8 protein-coding genes are annotated in these 22,257 nt (G+C 42.5%); 6 read left to right on the top strand and 2 right to left on the bottom strand.

What is annotated here, in order from left to right; translation table 11 throughout:
* Window positions 1-4: 4 nt before the first annotated feature.
* Both WKK05_RS02990 and WKK05_RS02985 read right to left on the bottom strand, forming a co-directional pair.
* Window positions 5-1,024 carry a tRNA-dihydrouridine synthase family protein gene (locus WKK05_RS02990; RefSeq protein WP_341528325.1) on the bottom strand — a complete coding sequence of 340 codons (1,020 nt, stop codon included), beginning with the start codon at window positions 1,022-1,024 and terminating at the stop codon, window positions 5-7.
* Window positions 1,025-1,127: 103 nt separating this feature from the next.
* Window positions 1,128-4,694 carry an AAA-like domain-containing protein gene (locus tag WKK05_RS02985; RefSeq protein WP_341528324.1) on the bottom strand — a complete coding sequence of 1,189 codons (3,567 nt, stop codon included), beginning with the start codon at window positions 4,692-4,694 and terminating at the stop codon, window positions 1,128-1,130.
* 1,431 nt (window positions 4,695-6,125) lie between these two features.
* On the opposite strand from WKK05_RS02985, the gene WKK05_RS02980 reads away from it, so the two are divergent.
* The 6 genes from WKK05_RS02980 to WKK05_RS02955 all read left to right on the top strand — a co-directional run bounded on the left by WKK05_RS02980 (window position 6,126) and on the right by WKK05_RS02955 (window position 22,179).
* Window positions 6,126-8,249, top strand: coding sequence for a patatin-like phospholipase family protein (locus WKK05_RS02980; RefSeq protein WP_341528323.1), 2,124 nt, complete (start codon window positions 6,126-6,128; stop codon window positions 8,247-8,249).
* 56 nt (window positions 8,250-8,305) lie between these two features.
* Window positions 8,306-9,388, top strand: a complete 1,083-nt coding sequence (leuB, locus tag WKK05_RS02975; protein ID WP_341528322.1) for a 3-isopropylmalate dehydrogenase — start codon at window positions 8,306-8,308, stop codon at window positions 9,386-9,388.
* Entirely contained in the window at window positions 9,385-11,094 is a 1,710-nt protein-coding gene (locus tag WKK05_RS02970; protein ID WP_341528321.1) for an aconitase/3-isopropylmalate dehydratase large subunit family protein, read from the top strand. Before leuB ends, WKK05_RS02970 begins: the two co-directional genes overlap by 4 nt.
* A gap of 251 nt (window positions 11,095-11,345) precedes the next feature.
* Window positions 11,346-11,738, top strand: coding sequence for a hypothetical protein (locus WKK05_RS02965; RefSeq protein ID WP_341528320.1), 393 nt, complete (start codon window positions 11,346-11,348; stop codon window positions 11,736-11,738).
* A 470-nt stretch (window positions 11,739-12,208) separates the two neighbouring features.
* The gene (locus tag WKK05_RS02960) at window positions 12,209-18,778 is read left to right on the top strand and encodes an amino acid adenylation domain-containing protein (protein ID WP_341528319.1); all 6,570 of its coding nucleotides are present in this window, start codon (window positions 12,209-12,211) and stop codon (window positions 18,776-18,778) included.
* A gap of 176 nt (window positions 18,779-18,954) precedes the next feature.
* A complete protein-coding gene (locus WKK05_RS02955) occupies window positions 18,955-22,179 on the top strand; it encodes an amino acid adenylation domain-containing protein (RefSeq protein ID WP_341528318.1) in 3,225 nt (1,074 codons plus the stop codon).
* Window positions 22,180-22,257: the final 78 nt, after the last annotated feature.

Below are 22,257 nucleotides of genomic sequence, written 5' to 3'. Positions count from 1 at the left end.
ATAGTTACACGCCTGAGTAGGGTGCTAGGGCTAAAGTTTTCGTCAAATCAGCAAGAAGAACGCGATCGCACAGGTTAAGCAGTTCTACCTCGGTCTGGGTCTGTCGCATCAGCCGCAGGAAATGACCTTCAGCGTCAACACTCAGAGCAATGTAGTTGAGGAACATTTTGAGGTAGCCTACACGCGATCGCACTGGCATAGTTGCCGCTGTGGGGGTTTGACATAAACGATCAATATAGTTGCGTACCTCTACTAAAGGAACGGGCGTGATCGGCTCTCTTTGCAAAGCCTGCCGAATTTGTTTAAAAAGCCAAGGATTTCCGATTGCCCAACGTCCCACCATCACACCCGCTGCACCTGTTTGAGAAAGCACCGATAGGGCAGCTGTCGCAGAGTGGATATTGCCATTGGCAAGCACTGGACAATGGACTCGTCTGACCGCTTCAGCGATCAAATCATATTTAACTGCCCCGTGGTACATATCTTTCACCGTGCGACCATGCAAACTCAGCAAATCAATGCTGTGGCGATTAATTATATCTAGAATTTCGTAAAATGTATCTGTATTTTCAAAGCCTACGCGCATCTTAACAGTCAAAGGTCGATCATTCACTGCCTGCCGCAGTTCTGCCAAGATCCGATCCACTTTATGTGGTGAGAGCAGCAATCCACCTCCAACATTTTTGCGATAGATTCTAGGTGCTGGACAACCCATATTCAAGTCAACTCCAGCGATATTATAGCCGCAGAGTTCCTGGGCTGTTCTTACTAAGTCTGGAATGCTTTCGCCAATCATTTGAGCAAAAACGGGGCGACCGGTGTCGTTTTCGGTGATTGCTGCCAGAATCTTAGGATTGAGCCGTGAGGTATCATTCACGCGGAAATACTCGGTGAAGAAGTAGTCAGGACTGCCGTACTGGGCAATGACCTTCATAAACCAGAGGTTTGTCACATCCTGCATGGGTGCAAGAGCGGTTAGGGGTAGGTCTTTCTGAAGCGATTGCGGGAGCGATACCTGGGACATAGAGATTCCAGCGATCGACAAAGCATCACTGTATCAAAAAATGGTTACTGAAGTTCCACTTTCCAGGTGCAAGATGTGAGGTAACAATAAGGGGAAACGCATCTTATTTACTAATAAAGGCGTTGTGAAAGTGATTGCAGATATGGTATTCGCCTTTTTTTACAGCTGAATTAGTTTGTAAATAATTCCCTACCCAATCGCAGCCAGATTTCAGGAGATTTAGATTCAGAATCTGCTGCAAATTCCAGAGAATCACAACTTGGTCATCCCCAGCAGAAGCAAGGGTTTTGCCATCGGGGCTAAAAGCAACCGTTTGGACACTTGAGGTATGTCCGCTGAGGGTCGTTAGCAGAGTACCATCAGTTTTCCAAAGTTTGACACTACCATCAGCGCTGGCTGCTGCCAAGATTTTACCATCAGGACTGAAAGTAACTCGTGTTAATCCAGTTGTCTGGCCTTGAATGACACGGACTAATGTCCCATCACTTCGCCAAATACGGAGAGTGTCATCCCGTCCTGTAGAGGCAATTAATTGGCTATCAGGGCTGATGGCAACACCCCAGACATCATTGGCGTGTCCAATTAGTGTTTTATCTGCCTCCAAATTTATATGCCTATTATCAGGTGACCATCTCCAGACTTTGACAGTACCATCAGAACTGGCGGTGGTAATGAAGCGTCCATCTGGGCTATAGTCTACATCCCAGATGCGAGAAGTATGGGCTGGAATACTTTGATAAAGTTGAAATTGCTTTTGCGGGTTCAATTGCCAGAGTTTTAATGTGAAATCATCCCCGACTGTAACTAATTTTTGTCCATCCCGACTGTAACTCACATCCCAAATACCAATATTCTGGCTTTTAAGAGCGTTTCTCTTGTTACCATTTATCTGCCATAATCTAACAATGCCATCCGCTCCTGCGATCGCCAGGGTATCACCATTCGGACTAAAGGTAAGGCTGAGCAATCGTGAATCCTCTATAGTCAAGGTTTTAGCTAAGGAGCCGGAGCGCCGCCAAAGTTTAAGCTCTTGTCCCGCAACAGAAGCAAGTGTTTGACCATCCGGGCTAAAAGCAACTCGCCAAATAAGGGCGTGGTGACCATTGAGGCGTGTGGCTAAGGATGAGTTAATTCGCCAGAGTCTTGTAGTATTATCGTCACTGGCAGAAGCGAGAGTTTGCCCGTCTGGGCTAAATGCAACACCTCGAATTGTCGCGCTGTGTCCCTCAAAGGTTCGGAGCAAAGTACCATCTACTCGCCAAAGTTTAATCGTTTTATCTGCACTAGCGGAGGCAATGGTTTGACCATCCGGACTAAACGCAACGCTAATAACCTCTGCTTTATGACCATCTAAAGTTTTCAACAGCTTGCCAGAAAGATTCCACAAACGTATTTTATTATCAGCACTGCCAGAAACAAGAGTTCGCCCATCACGGCTAAAAGCAATGCTCCAAACGGCTGCCCTTGTGTCCCTAAATTCAGTAATAACCGTTCCATTTAGTCGCCAAAGCAAATGATTACCATCCACAGTACTAGAGGCAATCGTTTGGCCATCTGGGCTAAATGCAACTCCCCATACAGCAATTTTATGCTTAAGCGTTCTGATTAAACTTCCATCCCTACGCCAAAGTTTGACGGTGCGATCGCCACTGGCAGAGGCAACCATTTGACCATCTGGGCTAAATACTACTCGCCAGACTGCTGCTGTATGCCCTTTGATAGTCCTTAGCAGTTTACCGTCTACTGCCCAAAGATAGATATTCCCATCAAGCCCAGCCGCGGCTAAGGAAAGACTATTCGGGCTGAACCGAACACTATGTATTGTTGTAGTCTGCGGCAGTGTTCTAAGTAGAGTACCATCTGGCTGCCAAATTTTGATTGTCCGATCAGTGCCGGAAGTTGCAACCCATTGACCATTAGGACTAAACGCCACACTCACGACGATACCCCGATGCCCCCATAGGCGATTGGCTTCATCAGCCCCATAGACTGCTTGTTCCAATAGCTGGCGGGTTTGTAGTTCCAAAGCATTTTTGTCTGTTGGACTAAGAAGATTCAACCTTTGGAATTTGACTCGTGCTTGTATTGCTTGCACCAGAGCATCTAAATGTTGATGGGAATTAAAGCTGCCAGAGGAGGCGCTAGCTATTGCTCGAATCTCGTTGATTGCTGCTTCTCGGTAGGCATTAAAGGCATAAATTCCTAAAGCGATCGCACTAACTAATGCTAAGCTAACGGCAATTAACAATCGTCTTTGACGAAGAGCGCTCTGGCGTTGGAGAGCTAATCTGGCTTCGACTGCTTTTAACCTTTCGGCTTCTAGTTTTTGTTCGACTTGCTGACGTTCTAGTTGTTGAGATGCTGCCAAAAACTTATAGTCTAAATCACTTAAGCTTTTGCCGACATTCCAGTCTAAGACTTCTTGCAATGCTTTTCCACGCAGTAAACGTGACTCATCTTGAAAAGCTGATGCTACCCAAGCATTAAATGTCTGCGAGTAAGGGCGAAGATTGTCTAACTGTCTGATCACCCATTGGACATTAAAAACACGTCGGTAAATGGGATTTTTAATTCTGAGATAGCCTTTGTACCTCTCAACTAATCCTGTTAATAGTAGTTCTGTCTGTTCTCGACTATCATCAGAGGGTACGGCAAATGCTTCGCTATCAGCTAACTCCTCTGCTTCCAACACCTGCTGATAAAGTCCTAATAGCCTCCCTGCCCGTTGTTGATCGAAAAGTAAGCGATCTCTGATGGTGCGGAGATGTTCCGGTTCATCTTTCGATTCCCAATGTTGGATAATGTGTGTTTGCACCAATTGTTCTAACCAAAATGCTGCGGTTTCTGGAGGTAAATCAATTCTTGATTTTGATGTCTCTAAAGCAGTGTGAACAATTAGCTGACAGAGTTTTTGGGTAAGAAACGGTTGTCCCCCACCCCAGTAAATAATTTCTCGTAGCACTGATTCGGGTTGATTAACTACTTGCTCTAAGCCTTTGAGCAACGGTTTAGCTTCATGCAATTTAAAGCCCTCTAACTCAATCGCTCTACCAATATTGAAGGGAGTGCGACGTTTATCAGCAATCAAGTCTGTTGGACTAGTTACTCCAAATAGTGCAAATCCCAAGCGTTGAAAATTCGCGTCATGCGATCGCTGATTGTAGCAATAACGAATCCAGGCAAAAAAGTCGCTGACAGGAAAACTCAAACTTAGCAGACTATCGATCTCATCAATGAAGATAATTATATGCTGTGCTTCGCCATCTTCTAGAAAGTCACTCTTGACATTTGGCAGCAACACTTGTTCAACAAACTGATGCAGCCGTTGCACTAAGGAAATGCCTGATTGCTTATTCCACCATTCCTTAAAGTTAACCTTTTCTGCCAGCTTGAAGCTGTAAAACAAACTGAGAATAATCCCTTTGTACCATTGTTCTGGTGTAGTATCTTCGCTACCTAATCTAGTCACATCCAAGTATGCACAACTATAGTTTTGTGCCACTAGACGATAACTTGTGCGTTGTAATAAAGATGTTTTACCCATCTGACGAGAATTGAAGACATAACAAAAATCGCCAGCTTTCAAACTGGCATAAAGTTGTTCGTCTGCTTGACGAATAACATAGTTAGGATCATCGCCGCGGAGGCTTCCACCAACTTGATATCTCATATAGCAGGTGATTATAAAACTATTAGATCAACCAATATCGATTCCAAATAAATTTCCTACATTCATTAATATGATACCAAGAATTAGTTTATCTACGTTTGACACTATTAAGAATGCTCAAATTTTATAAGATAAAAGATTCAATTTTGCAAGCACCATTCAAGACTCCTCTTGAGCTAACTTTGGATTGTATCACTTTCTTGAATAAAGATTTTACTTATTATTTACTTAACTGTCTTAACTGTCTTAACTGTCTTTTTCTGCTAACAAAATATTATTTATTTACTTAATTCTTTTATCTGCCTTTGTGCTTTTACTGAATTCTAAAAAGGCACAAGCAAAAAATTACAAATAATAGCAATCTTTAATTATATTTTTACAACGAGATAAAAAAGAGAAGCTTAAGTACAGACAGTATTTCTCAAGATTGTCATAGAATAACTCAACCCAATTCAATTTAAAACCTCTCCTCTTATCTGTTCTTCGGGCAAAGCAGAGGGCAGCTATGCGGAAGGGACAACAATTGCCCCTTTGTCTTGCCCAATTGAGTTTAAGCCACACTCTACGGGTTTCCCACCATAGATGATGCAGAACAAGGGTTACAGGGTTTCATGCCCTTGAGTATTGGGTAGATGGGTCAGGCGATCGCCCACTTTACACAGATCGTCAATTGTACGACTCTCTAAATACAAAAAAGTTACAGTTAGTAATTATTCTTTATTAACTGTTTTAAATATTTTAATTATCTGTTTAACTGTCTTAACTGTCTTAACTGTCTGCTTAACTGTCTTAACTGTCTGTTTAACTGTCTTAACTGTCTGCTTAACTGTCTTAAGTATCCACTTAACTGTTTTAACTGCTATTGCATTTTATTGATAAAGCTGAGATTATTTTAAAGTCTAGGCTCAGCACTTAGTTAAAAAAGCTAGTTTATTTAATCACAAAATCACCTTTAGTTCTCACAAATACATTATAGTTTGCTAAAAATTGCCTATAAAAGTCCTATACTTCCTATTTTATTTCTGAAAAGCATTTGCTATAAAACCTAGGATAAAAATATTGTTCAGTCTGACTATGCTTTTAATAACTAAATCGAAATCCTATATAATAAATTGAATTACATAATACGAAATGCTTACTTAGAAAACAATTAAGTATTAAGCAAAAAAACTGAAGCGAAAATTCTTATTAATCTGAATATAATATATTTATAATTTACAATATATAGACTAAACTAACTTATTTAGAAATGATAATTTATATTTAGGCTTCGTTTGTTAATAAATAATATTTTTTAAAAAATACGTTTAGTAGAGGTAACTAAATATCTTTACCAACAGGGTATAGCTCCTAATCTAATATTTATAAACAATTTATCTATAGTAGTACATTTATTAATTATCACTTATCTTATTTGGAGTTTAAAATATCGTGACAAACCAGGTATATAGCCAATCAGTTCTGACGTTTAATGGTAAAGATGATTACATAGATTTTGGCAAAAACGATTTTGGTGGTGTTTTTGCTCAGGGAAGTTCAGCCTTTACGATTTCCGGATGGGTGAACCCTCGTCAGTTAACAAATCAAGCCACTACATACGGGACGCGCAATGTTTTTTTTGCCCGTTCTTCAGATCGATATAGTGATAATTTTGAGTTCGGCATCAGTGAATCAGGGAACCTGGATGTATACATTGATGAGAATAATGAGAAGGTTATCAAAACTTTTGGCAATGGAGAATTAACTGCCGGACAATGGCACTTCTTTGCCATTGTTTTCAATAAAGGTCAACTAAGCATATATCTAGATGAGCATGAGTATTTTGGCTATTTTACAGGTGACTCTTTAAACAAAGCAACTAGTCCTGTAACTCTGGGCGCGACTTTACACAACAACATCTACTTCACAGGTCAATTAGCTAACATTAGCGTCTGGAATTACCCCTGTCCTCCAGTGGAAATCCAGAGCCATCGCTATCAGCCTCTAGTCGGTAATAAACAAGGATTAGTTGCTTACTGGACATTAAATGAAGGACAAGGGGTAAGCGTAAAAGACCAGACTGGAAATGGTCATGATGGCAAATTGCGTGGCAATCCCAACTGGGACATAGCACAACTTCCATTTGGAATTACACAATCATCAAACGAGGGTGAGGGACAAGATCAGACAGTCAGTAGTTCCGAGGCAGAAAAACCTGTAGAAACTGTGGTGCAAGAGTCAGAAAGCCAGTTAGCTTCAGAGGTTGTCTCCGTTGAAGTAATTGCGCTCCAGCAGGAGTCAGTTGAAGTTCCCCTAATTGTGGAAACTGACATCCCGGCTGAGGCGACAAACGAGCGTCAGCCAAAGGGAAGAAAAGGGACAAAAAGACAGAGCGAAAAATCTGCGAGCATTCCAACTCCCCAACCACAAGAGGGGAAAGCCGAAACAGTTCCAGTCAATATCCAACAGCAACAAGCAGAAACATTCACTCAGGAGCGATCGCCAACAACTATGAATACAAAAGCCAATCCCAAATATAAAATCCTTGCTATTGATGGCGGCGGTATTCGCGGCATTATCCCAGCACTGGTACTAGCAGAAATTGAAAAGCGGACACAAAAGCCAATTTTTAGTTTGTTCGATTTAATTTCTGGCACATCCAGCGGCGGAATTCTGGCACTCGGATTAACTAAACCCCGATTAGATTTAGAGGCAATTGATAGCTCACCCACGGCCCAATATAGCGCTGAGGATCTGCTGCAAATATATATTGAGTATGGGGCCGAGATATTTTACGAACCATTCTGGGAACAAGTACTCGGTCAGTTAGAGGACATATTCGCCCAACCAAAATATTCTTCTGAAGGCAGAGAAGAAATTATTAGGCAATATTTTGGTGATACTCCTCTAGAAAATAATCTCAAAGAAGTTTTTGTAACTAGCTACGACATCGAGCAGCGAATTCCAATATTCTTTACTAACAAACTAGAAAAACAACAGACAGAATCGAAAAAGTTCCGCAAGTTATGCGGAGGTTTTACGCTGACAGATGCAGCATTAGCAACTAGTGCAACACCGACTTATTTCGCTCCCCATCGTGTTGCCAGTTCTCATAATACCAATGGCTTCTATACTTTAGTCGATGGTGGAATAGTCGCTAATAACCCAGCTAATTTAGCTATTTTAGAAGCGCAAATTAGTAGACAAGAAAACAAACAAGTCTTGAATACAGAAGATATCTTATTAGTATCTTTGGGTACTGGTTCCCTAACGAGTATTTACCCTTACGACGAAGTTAAAAAATGGGGACTATTACAATGGGCAAAACCACTGTTAAATATGGTGCTTGACGGTGGGAGCGAAGTAGTAGCTGGAGAATTAGAACGTTTGTTTGAGGCTAACAATAAAGGGAATAAAAACTCTTATTATCGATTCCAAACATTTTTAAAAAGTGAACTAGAGGAAATAGATAATACCAAGCCAGAAAATGTGCGGCAGTTAGAAGTTTTAGGTAATGTACTGATTCAAGAAAAAAGTCAACAAATTGATGAGTTGTGTAGTATTTTGACAAACTAAATCCGAGGTTTTCTGAATAAGTATGTAAAATAACCAGGTCTTGGAGTTCTAGCAAAATGGGGTTTTTAAGTAAGCCATCTTATCGAATCGTCGCTATTCCTGGGGAAGGAATTGGGCCAGAAGTTGTAGAAGCTTCCTTAAAAATTCTGCAACACGTCGCTAAAATTGAAGGATTTACCTTGCAGGTAGACTATGGCTGGCTTGGTGCAACTGCCTTTGAGGAATTTGGTAGTTACTTCCCTCAAGCCACTGCCGAACTGTGCGATGGAGCCGATGGTATTGTATTTGGTGCGGTTAGCCAAGGTGGACTATTAGAACTCCGAAAGCACTTCGACTTTTTTTGCAATCTTCGCCCGATCAGTAGCGTTAAAAGCCTCCTGCATAAATCTAGCCTTCGGTCAGAGAAAATTCAAGGAGTCGACATTCTTGTCGTTCGAGAACTGGTCAGTGGCATCTATTTTGGCCCGTCTGGACGTTCCTCAGATGAACAAGGAAATTACGGCTACCATACGATGCGCTATTACGATGAAGAAATTCGTCGGATAGCTCGTAAGGCCTTAGAGCAAGCCCAATACCGCCGAGGACTACTCACCGTAGCCCACAAAGAAAACGCCTTACCTCATTTGCCTTGGACTCGTCTAGTTCAAGAAGAAGCTACACAGTTTCCAGGGGTTACCGTTGAGCCAATGCTGGTAGATAACTTAGCCATGCAAATGGTTCTGAATCCCCAAAGGTTTGATGTAATTTTGGCGGGTAATCTGTTTGGAGATATTCTCAGCGATATTGGCGGTGCATTAGTTGGCTCAATTGGCTTATTAGGATCGGCGAGTCTTAACGCTAATGGATTTGGTCTGTACGAAGCAATTCACGGTACAGCCCCAGACATTGCTGGCAAGGGAATTGCTAATCCTCTCGGAACCCTTGCAGCCTGTATTTTAATGCTTCAGCAATGGGGAGAAGTGCAGGCTGCTCAACGGATTATTGCAGCGCAGGACAGAATTTTAGCTAAGGGATACCGAACAGCTGATTTGTTTACCCAAGGAGAAGAAATTTTAGTTAACACTGCAACCTTAATTAACCTTTTGCTTGAAGAACTTTCAGTAGTACAACATTCTCAATTAGGAGTGCTTCATGCATGAGTAAGGCAAATAACGTTTTGCACCTTGGAGATGATATCAATACCGATGATATTATTCCTGCCAATCGAGCGACCAATGATCACCCCGATCGCTTAAAACACTATGCTTTAGAACATATTATTGGTGAAGGTGAACTGCTGAAATACGACGTGATTGAAGCAGGAGAAAATTTTGGGTGTGGTTCGAGTCGAGAAGTTGCCCCCATTGCCCTCCAAGCTGCGGGAATTAAAAAGATTCGGGCGCGATCGTTCGCCGAAATTTTTTATCGTAATAGCATCAATATTGGACTATCTCTAGAAATTCTGGGGGAGAAACAGGAAAATCCTGTAGTTGATGCGATCGCAGCAGTCGGTGGTTTAATGTCTTTTAATCAGCTGCGTCGTCAGGGAAAGATTACCACTCCTCGCAGCTTAACCCCGACCCGACCCATGACTTTAGTAGAAAAACTCCTGGCCAAAGCCTCTGGAAATTCCTATGTCCAGCCTGGAGAAGTGGTTTTTGCCCAAGTCGATTTAGCCTTATCTCATGATGCTGTGGCTGGGCCTGTGGCCAAGACATTTTATAAACAGTATGGAGAAGGGGCAAAGTTGTGGGACTCCCAAAAGGTGGTTTTGGTAGCCGATCACTTTATCCAAGTCAACGATATCCGTGCTGATAACGGAGCCAATCTGATGTATGAACAGATGATTGAGTTTGCGAAAGTCCAAGGATGCCACCTATTTGATGTGGTTTCCCCAGGCGAAGCAGCAGGCATCTGTCACGTTTTACTTCCGGAAAAAGGGTTTGTCCGGCCAGGAATGGTGATTGCTGGCACAGATTCTCATACCTGCACATACGGGGCATTGGGAGCCTTTTCCACAGGGGTAGGAACCACGGATATGGCTAATATTTATGCCACAGGAGATATGTGGATTCGTGTTCCTCCAACTCTTGTATTTGAGTTGTCTGGAACCTTGCCTCCTAAAATCAGTGCCAAAGATATTATCCTGTTTATCCTGGGAAAAATCGGCTGTGCTGGTGCTACTAGTAAAGTCATGGAATTTAGAGGGTCAATCCTGGCACAACTGCCCTTTGATGAACGGTTAACTCTAGCCAATATGGCTGTAGAGTGTGGTGCAATATGTGGTTTGATTGTTCCTGATGAGGTGACCCGTGAGTATGTAAAAAACCGTAGCTTACAAGAATTTGAAGAGATTATCGGTGATGCTGATGCTGAGTACGAAAGGGTTTATCAATTTGATCTCAGTAATTTGGAACCACAAGTTGCACGTCCTCCGAAACCAGATCAAGTAGTTGCCATTAGTCAGTTAGAAGACATTGCAATTACCAAAGCTTTTATTGGCTCTTGTACCGGGGGTAAACTCTACGATTTAGCTCAAGCAGCCGAAGTTTTGAAAGGTCGCCAACTGGCAGACGGTGTAAATTTGTTTATTGTACCTGCAACCATTGAAATTAGAGAACAAGCCCAAGAGTTGGGTTATCTCGACATTTTTGAACAAGCAGGGGCGCAGATTCTCAAGACAGGTTGTGGGGCTTGTATCAATTCTGGACTTGGGGTTTTGGTAAAAGAAGAAACAGGGATTTATGCAACCAATCGCAATTTTAAAGGACGTAGTGGCGATCCAACGGGCAAAAATTATTTAGCCTCACCAAGAACAGTAGCTATCTCTGCTGTAAATGGAAAAATTAGCGATCGCTTTGATTGAATTGGGGACTGGGGATTAGGGACTAGGAACTGAGTACTGGGAAGAATTGAACGGCGATTGGAACCCCAACCAAATCGAACTATCAAATGGTGGTGAATTAGAGGTAAAACTCAAAATATTAACCCAATCTGAATGTGAATGGCTCTTATTTAGCTTAGTCTAGTTTTTGAGAGAGGTTTCTTTATTTACAAAGACTCTGTTCTCATACCCTTAGTAATGTTTTAACCAAGAAAGGATTTTAGGTAATTACAATGGACGAAATCGTTAAAAAGCTTGCTGGTCTGGGTCTTCCCGGCATAATTCTCGTGATTTTAACAGTCACATCAGCAGGTAGTAATGCTGCTATTGTTGCTGCCCTCACAGCCTTGGGAGGGCCATTTGGCATTGTTGGAGGTATAGGGTTGCTTGGTCTGATAACGGTTGTAGGGGATACTGTAGCGGGATATGGAATTGAAGCTGTTCTCAAGGCTATCTATAATGAACGTAGTAAAACCGAATCCGTAAGATTCCTCCTCAAAGAAATTAAAGATTTGCCCATTTCAGAAGAGCTAAAACTCAAGCTAAAAAATGAACTTAGCCCAGAGGTTATTATTGATACGGAAGAAGTTCAGGCTCCAAAAACAATTGAAATCGTCGAGGAATAATTTCACTATTACATTCGTTGAAATTCCAGGCAGAATGCTACTAAATTAAGCGTGGTCACGCTTAATTTTTTAACAAATAGAATGGCCTCTGAGTTCTGATCGCACCGGATTAAAACCTCAAAGGCCATTATTAAAGTTAATCAATTATAATGCTCTATAATTAGAAGTAAATATAAAATTTTGCAACAGATTTCAAACCTAAAAACTCAAATTTTATGTGAGTTTTTATAATTACAAAGTGGCTTAAAGCTTTGTCAACATATGAATTTGATAGACTTATGAAAATTGTAAATATGCATTCAGCAAATACTTAGCTTATATTTGAAAAATGTATTCATCAGTTATTCAAAGACTAAGTTGCGCGAACTCTGAAGATAGTAGCTGTGGAATATAGCCAAAATCAACAAAAGTAAAACAAAATAATATTAGGTTGCTTACTATTGAACTATCACAATTTGTATACTAAGTTTATGAGAAAAATTGTAATTAACTCTACTCAATCTATTGATGATTCTTCTGCTTTAACTGAGCAGGAATTACATAAAATATTATTTGAATGGAATGATACAAAGGTAGATTATCCCAAGCATCTATGTATACATCAGCTATTTGAAGCACAAGTAGAAAAAACTCCACACAGTATCGCTGTTGTGTTCAAGGAGGAACAACTAACTTATCAAGAGTTGAACCACCGAGCCAATAAAATAGCACATTATCTACAAAGTTTGGGTGTAAAACCAGAGGTGCTGGTAGGAATTTGCGTTGAGCGATCGCTAGAAATAATTATAGGAATGTTGGGCATCCTCAAGGCGGGTGGAGCTTATGTGCCGCTAGATCCAACCTATCCTAAAGAGCGTCTATCGTTCATGCTCTCAGATTCACAAGTCCAGGTGGTGTTAACCCAAGAAAAATTCGTTGAAGAGTTGACTGCAAGCGGGGCAAAGTTGGTTTGTCTGAATGATAAGGAATCTTTTCACAGAGAGGGCAACGAGAATCTTAGTAGTGGGGTTGCACTAGAAAATCTGGCTTATGTAATTTATACATCAGGGTCAACAGGAACACCCAAAGGCGTGCTGATTCAGCATCAAGGCGTGTGTAATCTAATCCAGGCACAAATAAAACTGTTTGATGTACAGCAAAACAGCCGTGTTCTCCAGTTTGCTTCTTTCAGCTTTGATGCTTCAGTTTGGGAAATTTTCATGGCTCTGTGTTCAGGAGCTAGCCTTTACCTGGGAACTCAAGATTCCTTGCGCCCAGGAACAGATTTAATGCAATTTTTGCGCGAGCAATCAATAACTCAGGTAACACTACCACCCACAGCGCTAGCAGCGTTACCAAAAGAGGAATTGCCCAACTTGCAAAACATTATCGTCGCCGGAGAAGCTTGTAATCCGAAGCTGATAGCTGAATGGGCAAAAGGGCGGCGCTTCTTTAATGCTTACGGCCCAACGGAATCGACAGTCTGTGCCACAGTAGCAGAATATACTGGCGGCACTCAACTGACGATTGGTCGAGCGATCGCCAACACTCAGGTATATATTCTCGATCAAGATCAGCAACTAGTTCCGATTGGTACTGCTGGCGAATTGTATATTGGTGGCGATGGCTTGGCTAGAGGCTACTTGAACCGCCCAGAATTAACCAAAGAAAAATTTATTCCGCATCCCTTTGAGAAAGCAGAAGGGAGTAGATTATACAAAACTGGCGATTTAGCCCGCTTCTTACCAGATGGCAACATTGAATTTTTGGGGCGAATCGATCATCAGGTGAAGATTCGCGGCTTCCGTATTGAACTGGGAGAAGTTGAAGCGCTTTTGAGTCAATACCCTGATGTAGAGCAAGCAGTGGTAATCGCCCGTGAAGACATCCCTGGTGATAAGCGCCTCGTAGCCTATATTGTCCCTAACCAAATTGATGTGAGCGTCACTACCCTCAAACGCTTTCTTCAAGAAAAACTGCCTAACTATATGGTTCCGGCAGTCTTTATAATCCTAGACTCCTTGCCCCTTACTCCTAATGGTAAAGTTGATCGTCAAAATCTTCCAGCGTGCGATCGCTCACGCCCTGAGCTTGAAGAAACCTTTATCGCACCTCGTAACTTTACTGAAGAAACACTCTTCAGCATCTGGGCTGAGTTATTGGGACTTGAGCAGATAGGAATCTATGACAACTTTTTCAATTTGGGCGGTCATTCCTTAATAGCAGTTCAGATGCTTTCCCGCATCCGCGAAGGTTTCCAAGTCGAGTTATTCTTTCACCACATTTTTGCCAATCCTACCATAGCGGGTCTAGCTGGGCTGATTGAACAGCACAGCCACCTCAAACAACAGTTGCAACGTCCTGCTATGCAACCAATTTCACGCACAGGATACTTGCCTGCTTCCTTTGCTCAAGAGCGAGTATATTTCATTCAAGAAGTAGCTCCTGAAAGTACTGCCTATCAAGCTCAAGTAACTCTGCGATTTACCGGAAAACTGAATGTAGCAGCATTAGAGCAGTGCCTGAGCGAGATTGTCCGACGGCATGAAATCTTCCGCACGACTTTTCCGGCAGTAGATGGACGGTTATTTCAGGTAATCCATCCAGCCGAAGCAATCAGCTTAGCAGTGGTAGACCTCCAGACATTTCCTGAGTCTGAGCAAGAAGCAGAAAGTCAGCGCCTATTTGACGCAGAGGTGCAAAAGCCCTTCTACTTAGATAAACTGCCGTTAGTCAGGTGGTTATTGTTGAAGTTGAGCGACCAAGACCATCTTTTGATCCACATCGAACATCACATGGTTCATGATGGCTGGTCTTTCAACAATGTGTTCTTGAATGAGTTCCTGGAACTTTATCAAGCCTTCTGTTTGGGTAATCATTCACCACTACCGGAATTAACATTCCAGTTTGCAGATTATGCCCATTGGCAGCGAGAGTGGGTTAAAAGCCAGGAAGCCAAAGCTCAATTAGCTTATTGGCAGCAACAGTTATCTGGTAGTCCGCCTCTGCTGGAATTACCCTATGACCGCCCGCGCCCAGCAGAACAAACTTACAACGGCGCTCAAGTCAGGGTAGAGTTGCCCATTAGCTTATGCGAATCTTTGAGAGTCCTCAGCCGTCAAGAGGGAATCACCTTATTCATGACGACGCTGGCAACTTTTTTAGTAATGTTGCGCCGCTACACCGGACAGGACGATCTCTGTGTGGGGACAGCTGTTGCCAATCGGCGGATGCGCGAGACAGAAAAATTAATTGGCATGATTGTTAATAATTTGGTTTTACGCACCGATTTGTCTGGGAATCCCACATTTCGCGAGTTACTAGATCGAGTCCGCCAAGTCAGTCTGGAAGCCTTTGCTAACGAGGATTTACCCTTCGATAAGGTCGTAGAGGTTCTCAAGCCAGTACGGAACCTGAGTTATAATCCCCTGTTTCAAGTGATGTTCAGTTTCCATGATTCTCCCCGTCCAGACTTAACTCTCCCAGAGTTGAACATCAAAACAAATGTAGCCCTCAGCAACAAATCAACAAAGTTTGATCTTGATGTAGTTCTGATCCCGCAACATGGTGGGGAAAAAGGAATTAGTGTTATTTGGGAATACAACACCGATTTATTCGACGCTGCTACAATCCAACAGATGGCAGAGCAGTATCAAACTTTACTAGAGGGGATTGTAGCTAACCCAGAGCAACGAGTTTCAGAATTATCACTGCTAACGCAGACTCAGCAGCAATTACTGGTCGAGTGGAATCAGACTCACAGGGAATATCCGTCTCAGGAATGTGTCCATGAGTTATTTGCGGCTCAGGTGGAGTTAACTCCCAATGCTGTAGCTATTCAGCAAGAAGGTCAACAGTTAACTTACCGCGAATTGAGCGATCGCGCCAATCAAGTAGCCCACTATCTGCAAAGTTTGGGAGTCAAATCAGAAACCTTAGTCGGTATCTGCGTTGAGCGTTCTTTGGAGATGATTGTTGGTTTACTCGGAATTCTCAAAGCGGGGGGTGCTTACGTTCCCCTCGATCCAGCTTATCCTCAAGAGCGACTGGCTGATATTCTCGAAGATACGCAACTGAGCATTCTGCTAACTCAAGAAAGATTTGAGGACAAACTACCAGATTATGCTGGAAAAACAATCTGTTTAGATACGGATTGGGAAATAATTGCTCAACACAGTACAGCCAATCCTACTAGTAACGTTCAGCCCCATAACCTCGCCTACATTATTTACACCTCTGGTTCCACAGGTAAACCCAAGGGGGTGATGATTGAACATCAGTCATTGATGAATTTTGTCATCACTGCTATGCATGAATATGGAATTAATGCAAGCGATAAAATTCTGCAATTTGCATCTATCTGTTTTGATACATCTATTGAAGAAATCTTACCTTGTCTTTCGGTCGGCGCAACATTAGTACTGCGAACCGGAGAAATGCTGCACTCCAGCGATGAATTTTGGCGGTGTTGCCGAGAATGGCAGTTAACTGTTTTGGATCTTCCCACAGCTTACTGGCATCAGTTAGTAGCAGAACTTACCTCTGAAGATTCCCGAATTCCCGAAAGTCTCAGAATGGTGATTATTGGCGGAGAAGAAGCTCAACTCGAAAAAGTGAAGCGCTGGCACAGTAGTATTGCTCACTTCTCCCATCCACCCCAATTACTTAATAGTTACGGGCCAACGGAAGCAACGGTTATAACTACCTTAAATCCCTTAACCCCAGCAGCCACCTCTGTTAGCATTGGACGACCCATCAGTAATGTTCAAGTTTATATTCTGGATCAATATCTGCAACCTGTACCTATAGGAGTTCCCGGAGAACTGCACATTGGCGGAGCCGGATTAGCTAGAGGATATTGGCAACGTCCTGAACTTACGGCGGAAAAATTTATCGAGAATTCCGAATCTGATCGCCTTTATAAAACAGGGGATTTAGCACGATTTCGCGCAGATGGCAACCTAGAATATCTTGGTCGAGTTGACAATCAGGTGAAGATTCGTGGCTTCCGCATTGAGTTGGGAGAAATTGAGGCAGTGCTACGTCAACACCCACAAGTGTTGCAAGCTGTGGTTATTGCCCGTGAAGATATCCCCGGACAAAAGCGACTCGTGGCTTATGTTGTTCCACAGCAGATGGAATCGACTGTAGGGACGCAAGGCCTTGCACCTCTACTACGCGATTTCCTCAAACATAAACTACCGAACTACATGATTCCGGCGGCGTTTGTGCTACTGGAAACGCTACCAATGACACCTAACCGCAAGGTAGATTATCGCGCTCTCCCAGCCCCCGACCTCTCCCAAAGCGCAGAAGATAACTTTGTTGCGCCCCAAACCCTTACAGAAGAGAGATTAGCGGCAATTTGGTCGGAAATTTTAAGACTAAAACAAGTCGGCATCCACGATAACTTCTTTGAACTGGGCGGCGACTCTATCCTCAGCATTCAGGTAATTTCCCGTGCCAATCAAGCGGGTATCCAAATTGCCCCTAAACAGCTATTTAAGTACCAAACCATTGCTGAGTTAGCTGCCGTGGCAGGTATCACTCGCCAAGTAAAAGCTGAACAAGGGTTAGTAACTGGCTCTGTGGCGCTGACACCCATCCAACAGTGGTTTTTCGAGCAGAATTTGCCCGAACCTGATTACTTTAACCAATCAGCCCTGCTAGAAGTGCCGCCAGACTTGCAACCAGAGCTATTGCAGCAAGTCGTGCAACAATTGTTAGTGCATCACGATGCTTTGCGTCTGCGGTTTGTTCAAGAAGGCGAAAACTGGCAGCAGTTTAATTACGAATTACGAATTACGTTAGCGAAGCGGGGCGTAGCCCATTACGAATTATTTAGCGTCATCAATTTGTCGCACCTGTCGGTAGAAGAACAACAAACAGCGATGAAAGCGGCCGATGTGGAACTCCAAGCTAGTTTGAATTTATCTACCGGAGCGATCGCACGAGTGGTGTTGTTTAGGTTGGGCAATGATCAACCTGGACGCTTACTGTTCATCATCCATCACTTAGCAGTAGATGGAATCTCCTGGCGGATTTTGCTCGAAGACTTGGCTACGGCTTACCAGCAAATCAGCCGTGGCGAAGCGATTAAACTACCACCTAAGACAACTTCCTTTCAATATTGGAGCGATCGCCTCACAGAATACGCAAAATCAAAGGCGATTAAAGATGAACTAGATTACTGGCTAAGTGAGTCTAGCTTGAAAGTGACCGCCTTGCCAGTAGATTATCACTTCGACTCCGCTCAGTACAAGCCTTCAGGTGAAGAGGACAACACCATAGCCTCAACTGCTTCTGTGTCACTTTCTTTAACTGAAGAACAGACCCGCGCCCTTTTGCAGGATGTACCCTCTGCCTACAACACTCAAATTAATGATGTGCTGTTGACTGCCCTAGCGCAAAGCTTTGCTCAATGGACGGGAGAACGTTCCCTGCTTGTTGATTTAGAGGGACATGGACGGGAAGACTTGTTTGAAGATGTGGATTTGTCGCGGACTGTAGGCTGGTTTACTACTTTATTCCCCGTTCATTTACAGCTAGAAGAAGTTGACCATCCAGGAGAAGTTTTAAAGTTAGTTAAAGAACAACTGCGGCGCATCCCCAACCGGGGTATAGGCTATGGTGTGTTGCGATATTTGCACCCGGATGACACAATCCGCACGAAATTACAGGATTTACCCCAAGCACAAGTAAGTTTTAACTACCTTGGTCAATTCGATCAGGTGCTGAAGGCATCTGCTGTATTGGGTTTGGCTCAAGAATTCAAAGCCCAACAGAGTTTACTTAATCAGCGCAGCCACCTGTTAGGAGTAAGCGGATTCATTCGTGCAGGAAGGCTGGAAATGACCTGGGCTTACAGCGAGAAAATTCATAAACGAGAAACCATTGAGCATTTGGCCTTTAGGTTTATGGAGGCATTGCGATCGCTCATTACCCACTGTCAATCTCCTGATGCGATCGGTCATACACCTTCAGACTTCTCAGCAGCCAGACTCAGCCAAAAACAGCTTGACAAATTCCTGACCAAAATCAAAAAAAATAAAACGAAGTAGTCATTTGTCATTGGTCACTTGTACTGAGCGACCCGTGCTGAGCGGAGCCGAGGTAAGTCGAAGTATTGGTCATTAGTCAAGAATCATTTTTTATTCTCCCCAGTCCCCAGTCCCCATTACCCCTTATCCCCAGAGGGGGCCCCACCTTCCCCAATCCCCAATCCAGAGGTAGTTTCATGAACAATATCGAAGACCTTTATGAACTTTCGCCCATGCAGCAGGGGATGCTGTTTCATACCCTTTATGCACCAGAATCAGAAGTTTATTTTGAGCAGTTGCTTTGCATCCTCTCTGGGAAATTGAATTTTACTGCTTTCCAGAAAGCTTGGGAACAGGTTGTTGCACGACACCCAATTTTACGCAGTTCCTTCTATTGGGAAGAGATAGAAAAGCCCTTGCAAATGGTTAGTAAGCAAGTGAATCTACCGTGGGAAGAACTGGACTGGCGGCATTTTACGCCCGATGAACAACAACAGCATCTAGAGAATTTTTTGTCAGGCGATCGCCAAAAAGGATTTGAACTGGATGTTGCTCCTCTGATGCGCTTCACCATCATCCAACTAGAGGACTATACTTACCAATTTATTTGGAGTCATCATCATATCCTCTTTGATGGTTGGTCGATGCAGATTATCCTCAAAGAAGTTTTAGCTTTCTATGAAGCACATCAGCGAGGCGAACATTTACGCCTCCAACACGTTCGCCCCTATCGAGAGTATATTCAGTGGTTACAGCAACAGGATATTGATCGAGCAAAGAAATTTTGGCAAGAAACTCTCCAGGGATTTGAAGTTCCTACTTCATTGGGAGGGAGCAGGGGACAGGGAACAGGGGACAGGGAACAGGGAACATATAATGAGCAACGTTTTCAATTATCCCAAACGGTAACTGAAAAATTGCAATATGCGGCGCGACAGCACCATTTAACTTTGAATAATTTGGTGCAGGGAGCATGGGCGTTACTAATTTCCCGTTACAGTGGGGAAAGCGATATAGTCTTTGGTGCGACTGTATCCGGCCGTCCACCAACGCTTGAGCAAGTAGACTCAATGGTAGGACTATTTATCAACACTCTCCCCATACGGACAAAAGTCAGTGGAAAAACACAATTATTATCCTGGCTTAAGCAATTACAAATCCAAGCATTAGAACAAGAACAGTATGCTTATTGTTCACTAGCAGAAATTCAACAACTGAGTGATATTCCGACAGGATTGCCACTGTTTGAAAGTATTTTAGTATTTGAAAACTATCCGCTAGATTCTGCTAAACAAGAAACCAAAAAAACTTTAGAAATTAGTCATATTAGTTGTTTTGAACGCACGAATTATCCTCTTACGGTAGTTATTAATCCTGATTCACAATTATCTGGCAGGATTGTTTATGATACTAGCTGCTTCGAGGAGCAGACAATTGCCCGCATGATTGGACATTTCCAAACATTGCTAGCAGGAATTGCAACTAATTTACAACAATATATTTCTCAATTATCTATACTGAGTGCAGATGAAGAAAAACAGTTAATTTTGCTAGAAAATCACCAGCAGATAGACTCTATCAATTACAAATGTATTCATATTTTATTTGAAGAACAGGTAGAAAAAAGTCCCGATGCCATAGCAGTTGTGTATGAAACGCAAGATTTAACTTATCGGGAATTAAATAACCGCGCCAATCAGTTAGCCCATTACTTGAAATCACTGGGAGTTAAACCCGAAGTCCGGGTGGGAATTTGTGTAGAGCGATCGCTAGAAATGGTAATCGGAATACTCGCTATTCTCAAAGCGGGTGGGGCTTACGTTCCACTAGATCCCGCTTATCCTTCCGAAAGACTGGCGTTCATGCTAGAAGATGTACAAACGCCCATCTTGATAACACAAACTCATTTACAAAATAGACTTCCACTCAATAATCAAACTGTAGTTAATCTTGACTCAGATTGGGAAATAATTGCTCAACACAAAGAAGACAATTTGCTCAGTGAAGTTAATCTAGAAAACTTAGCTTATATCATTTATACCTCTGGCTCAACGGGAACACCAAAGGGAACAGAAGTTGCTCATCGTAGCATTATTGGTTTTATGTTTGGGGTTGATTATATTCACCTTGATGCAGAACAGATTTGGCTACAACATTCATCGATTTCCTGGGATGCACTAACCCTAGAACTTTGGCCGCCCTTGCTTTACGGTGGGCATTGTGTGCTTTACCCAGACAAAATTCCTACGCCAGAGGGCTTAAGCCGCATCATCCAAGAACAAGGGATTAACATTCTGTTTCTGACTACCGCTCTATTCAATCTCATGATTGATACAATGCCACAAGGTTTGTCAGGGATAAAACAACTGCTGTTTGGGGGAGAATCCGTTTCTGTATCTCATGTTCGTTGTGCCTTAGAACTATTGCCGGGAACCCAAATTATTCATGCTTATGGCCCTTCGGAATGTACAGTATTTACTTCTTGTTACCCGGTTCCTAAACAACTTGCTGAAAATGTGCATTCAATTCCTATTGGTAAACCCATCGGTGATAGGACAGTTTACATACTAGATGAGAATTTACATAGAGTTCCAATTGGTATTACTGGTGAACTATATGTAGGTGGAGCAAGTGTTGCTAAAGGTTACTTAAATCAAACGAAATTAACCCGCGAAAGATTTATTTCTAATCCTTTTATTGAGGGAGATACCCTTTACAAAACCGGAGATTTAGTCCGCCGTCTCCCTGATGAGAATCTGGAATTTCTCGGTCGAATTGATACACAAGTAAAAATTCGCGGTTTTCGCATTGAATTAGTAGAAATTGAAGCGATTTTAACTCAACATCCTGACATCAAGCAAGTTGTAGTTATTGCGCGGGAAGATGAATCAGGGAAGAAATTCCTAGTAGCTTATATTGTTGCGAAGGATAGTTCACCAAGCAGCTTACGAAATTTCCTCAATAAAAAGCTACCAGATTACATGATTCCTGCTGCTTTCGTATTTCTGGAAGCGTTTCCCCTAACTCCTAACGGTAAAATCAATCGCCGTGCTTTGCCGGCCCCAGATACTTCCCAAAGAAATCTAGAGGTTGATTTTGTTGCTCCTCGCACATCTACCGAACAAGAATTAGCCACGATTTGGGTTGAAGTTCTCAAAGTAAAACAGGTTGGAATTCACGATAACTTTTTTGAGTTAGGGGGACATTCTTTACTAGCTACACAAGTGATTTCTCGATTAAGAGAAGCTTTTTCTCTAGATTTTCCTCTCCGTTATCTGTTTGAAAATCCGACCATTGCTGAACTCGCCCAAAAAGTGAGCGAGCAACAAATTGAGCAAGCAGAAAATGATGCCCTAGCACAGATTTTAAAGGAAGTTAATCAGTTATCAGACCAAGAAGTTACGCAAGAATTGCTTTTGTAAGTATTAATTCAATTACTCGATATTTTTGTGATATCTCTGTGTTCTCTGCGTCTCTGTGGTTCGATAAAAAATTAATTT

It is taken from the genome of Nostoc sp. UHCC 0302, assembly GCF_038096175.1.
GTDB lineage: Bacteria > Cyanobacteriota > Cyanobacteriia > Cyanobacteriales > Nostocaceae > UHCC-0302.
Note: the sequence above shows the minus strand (reverse complement) of the source record. Positions and strands in the feature narration are given on the sequence as shown.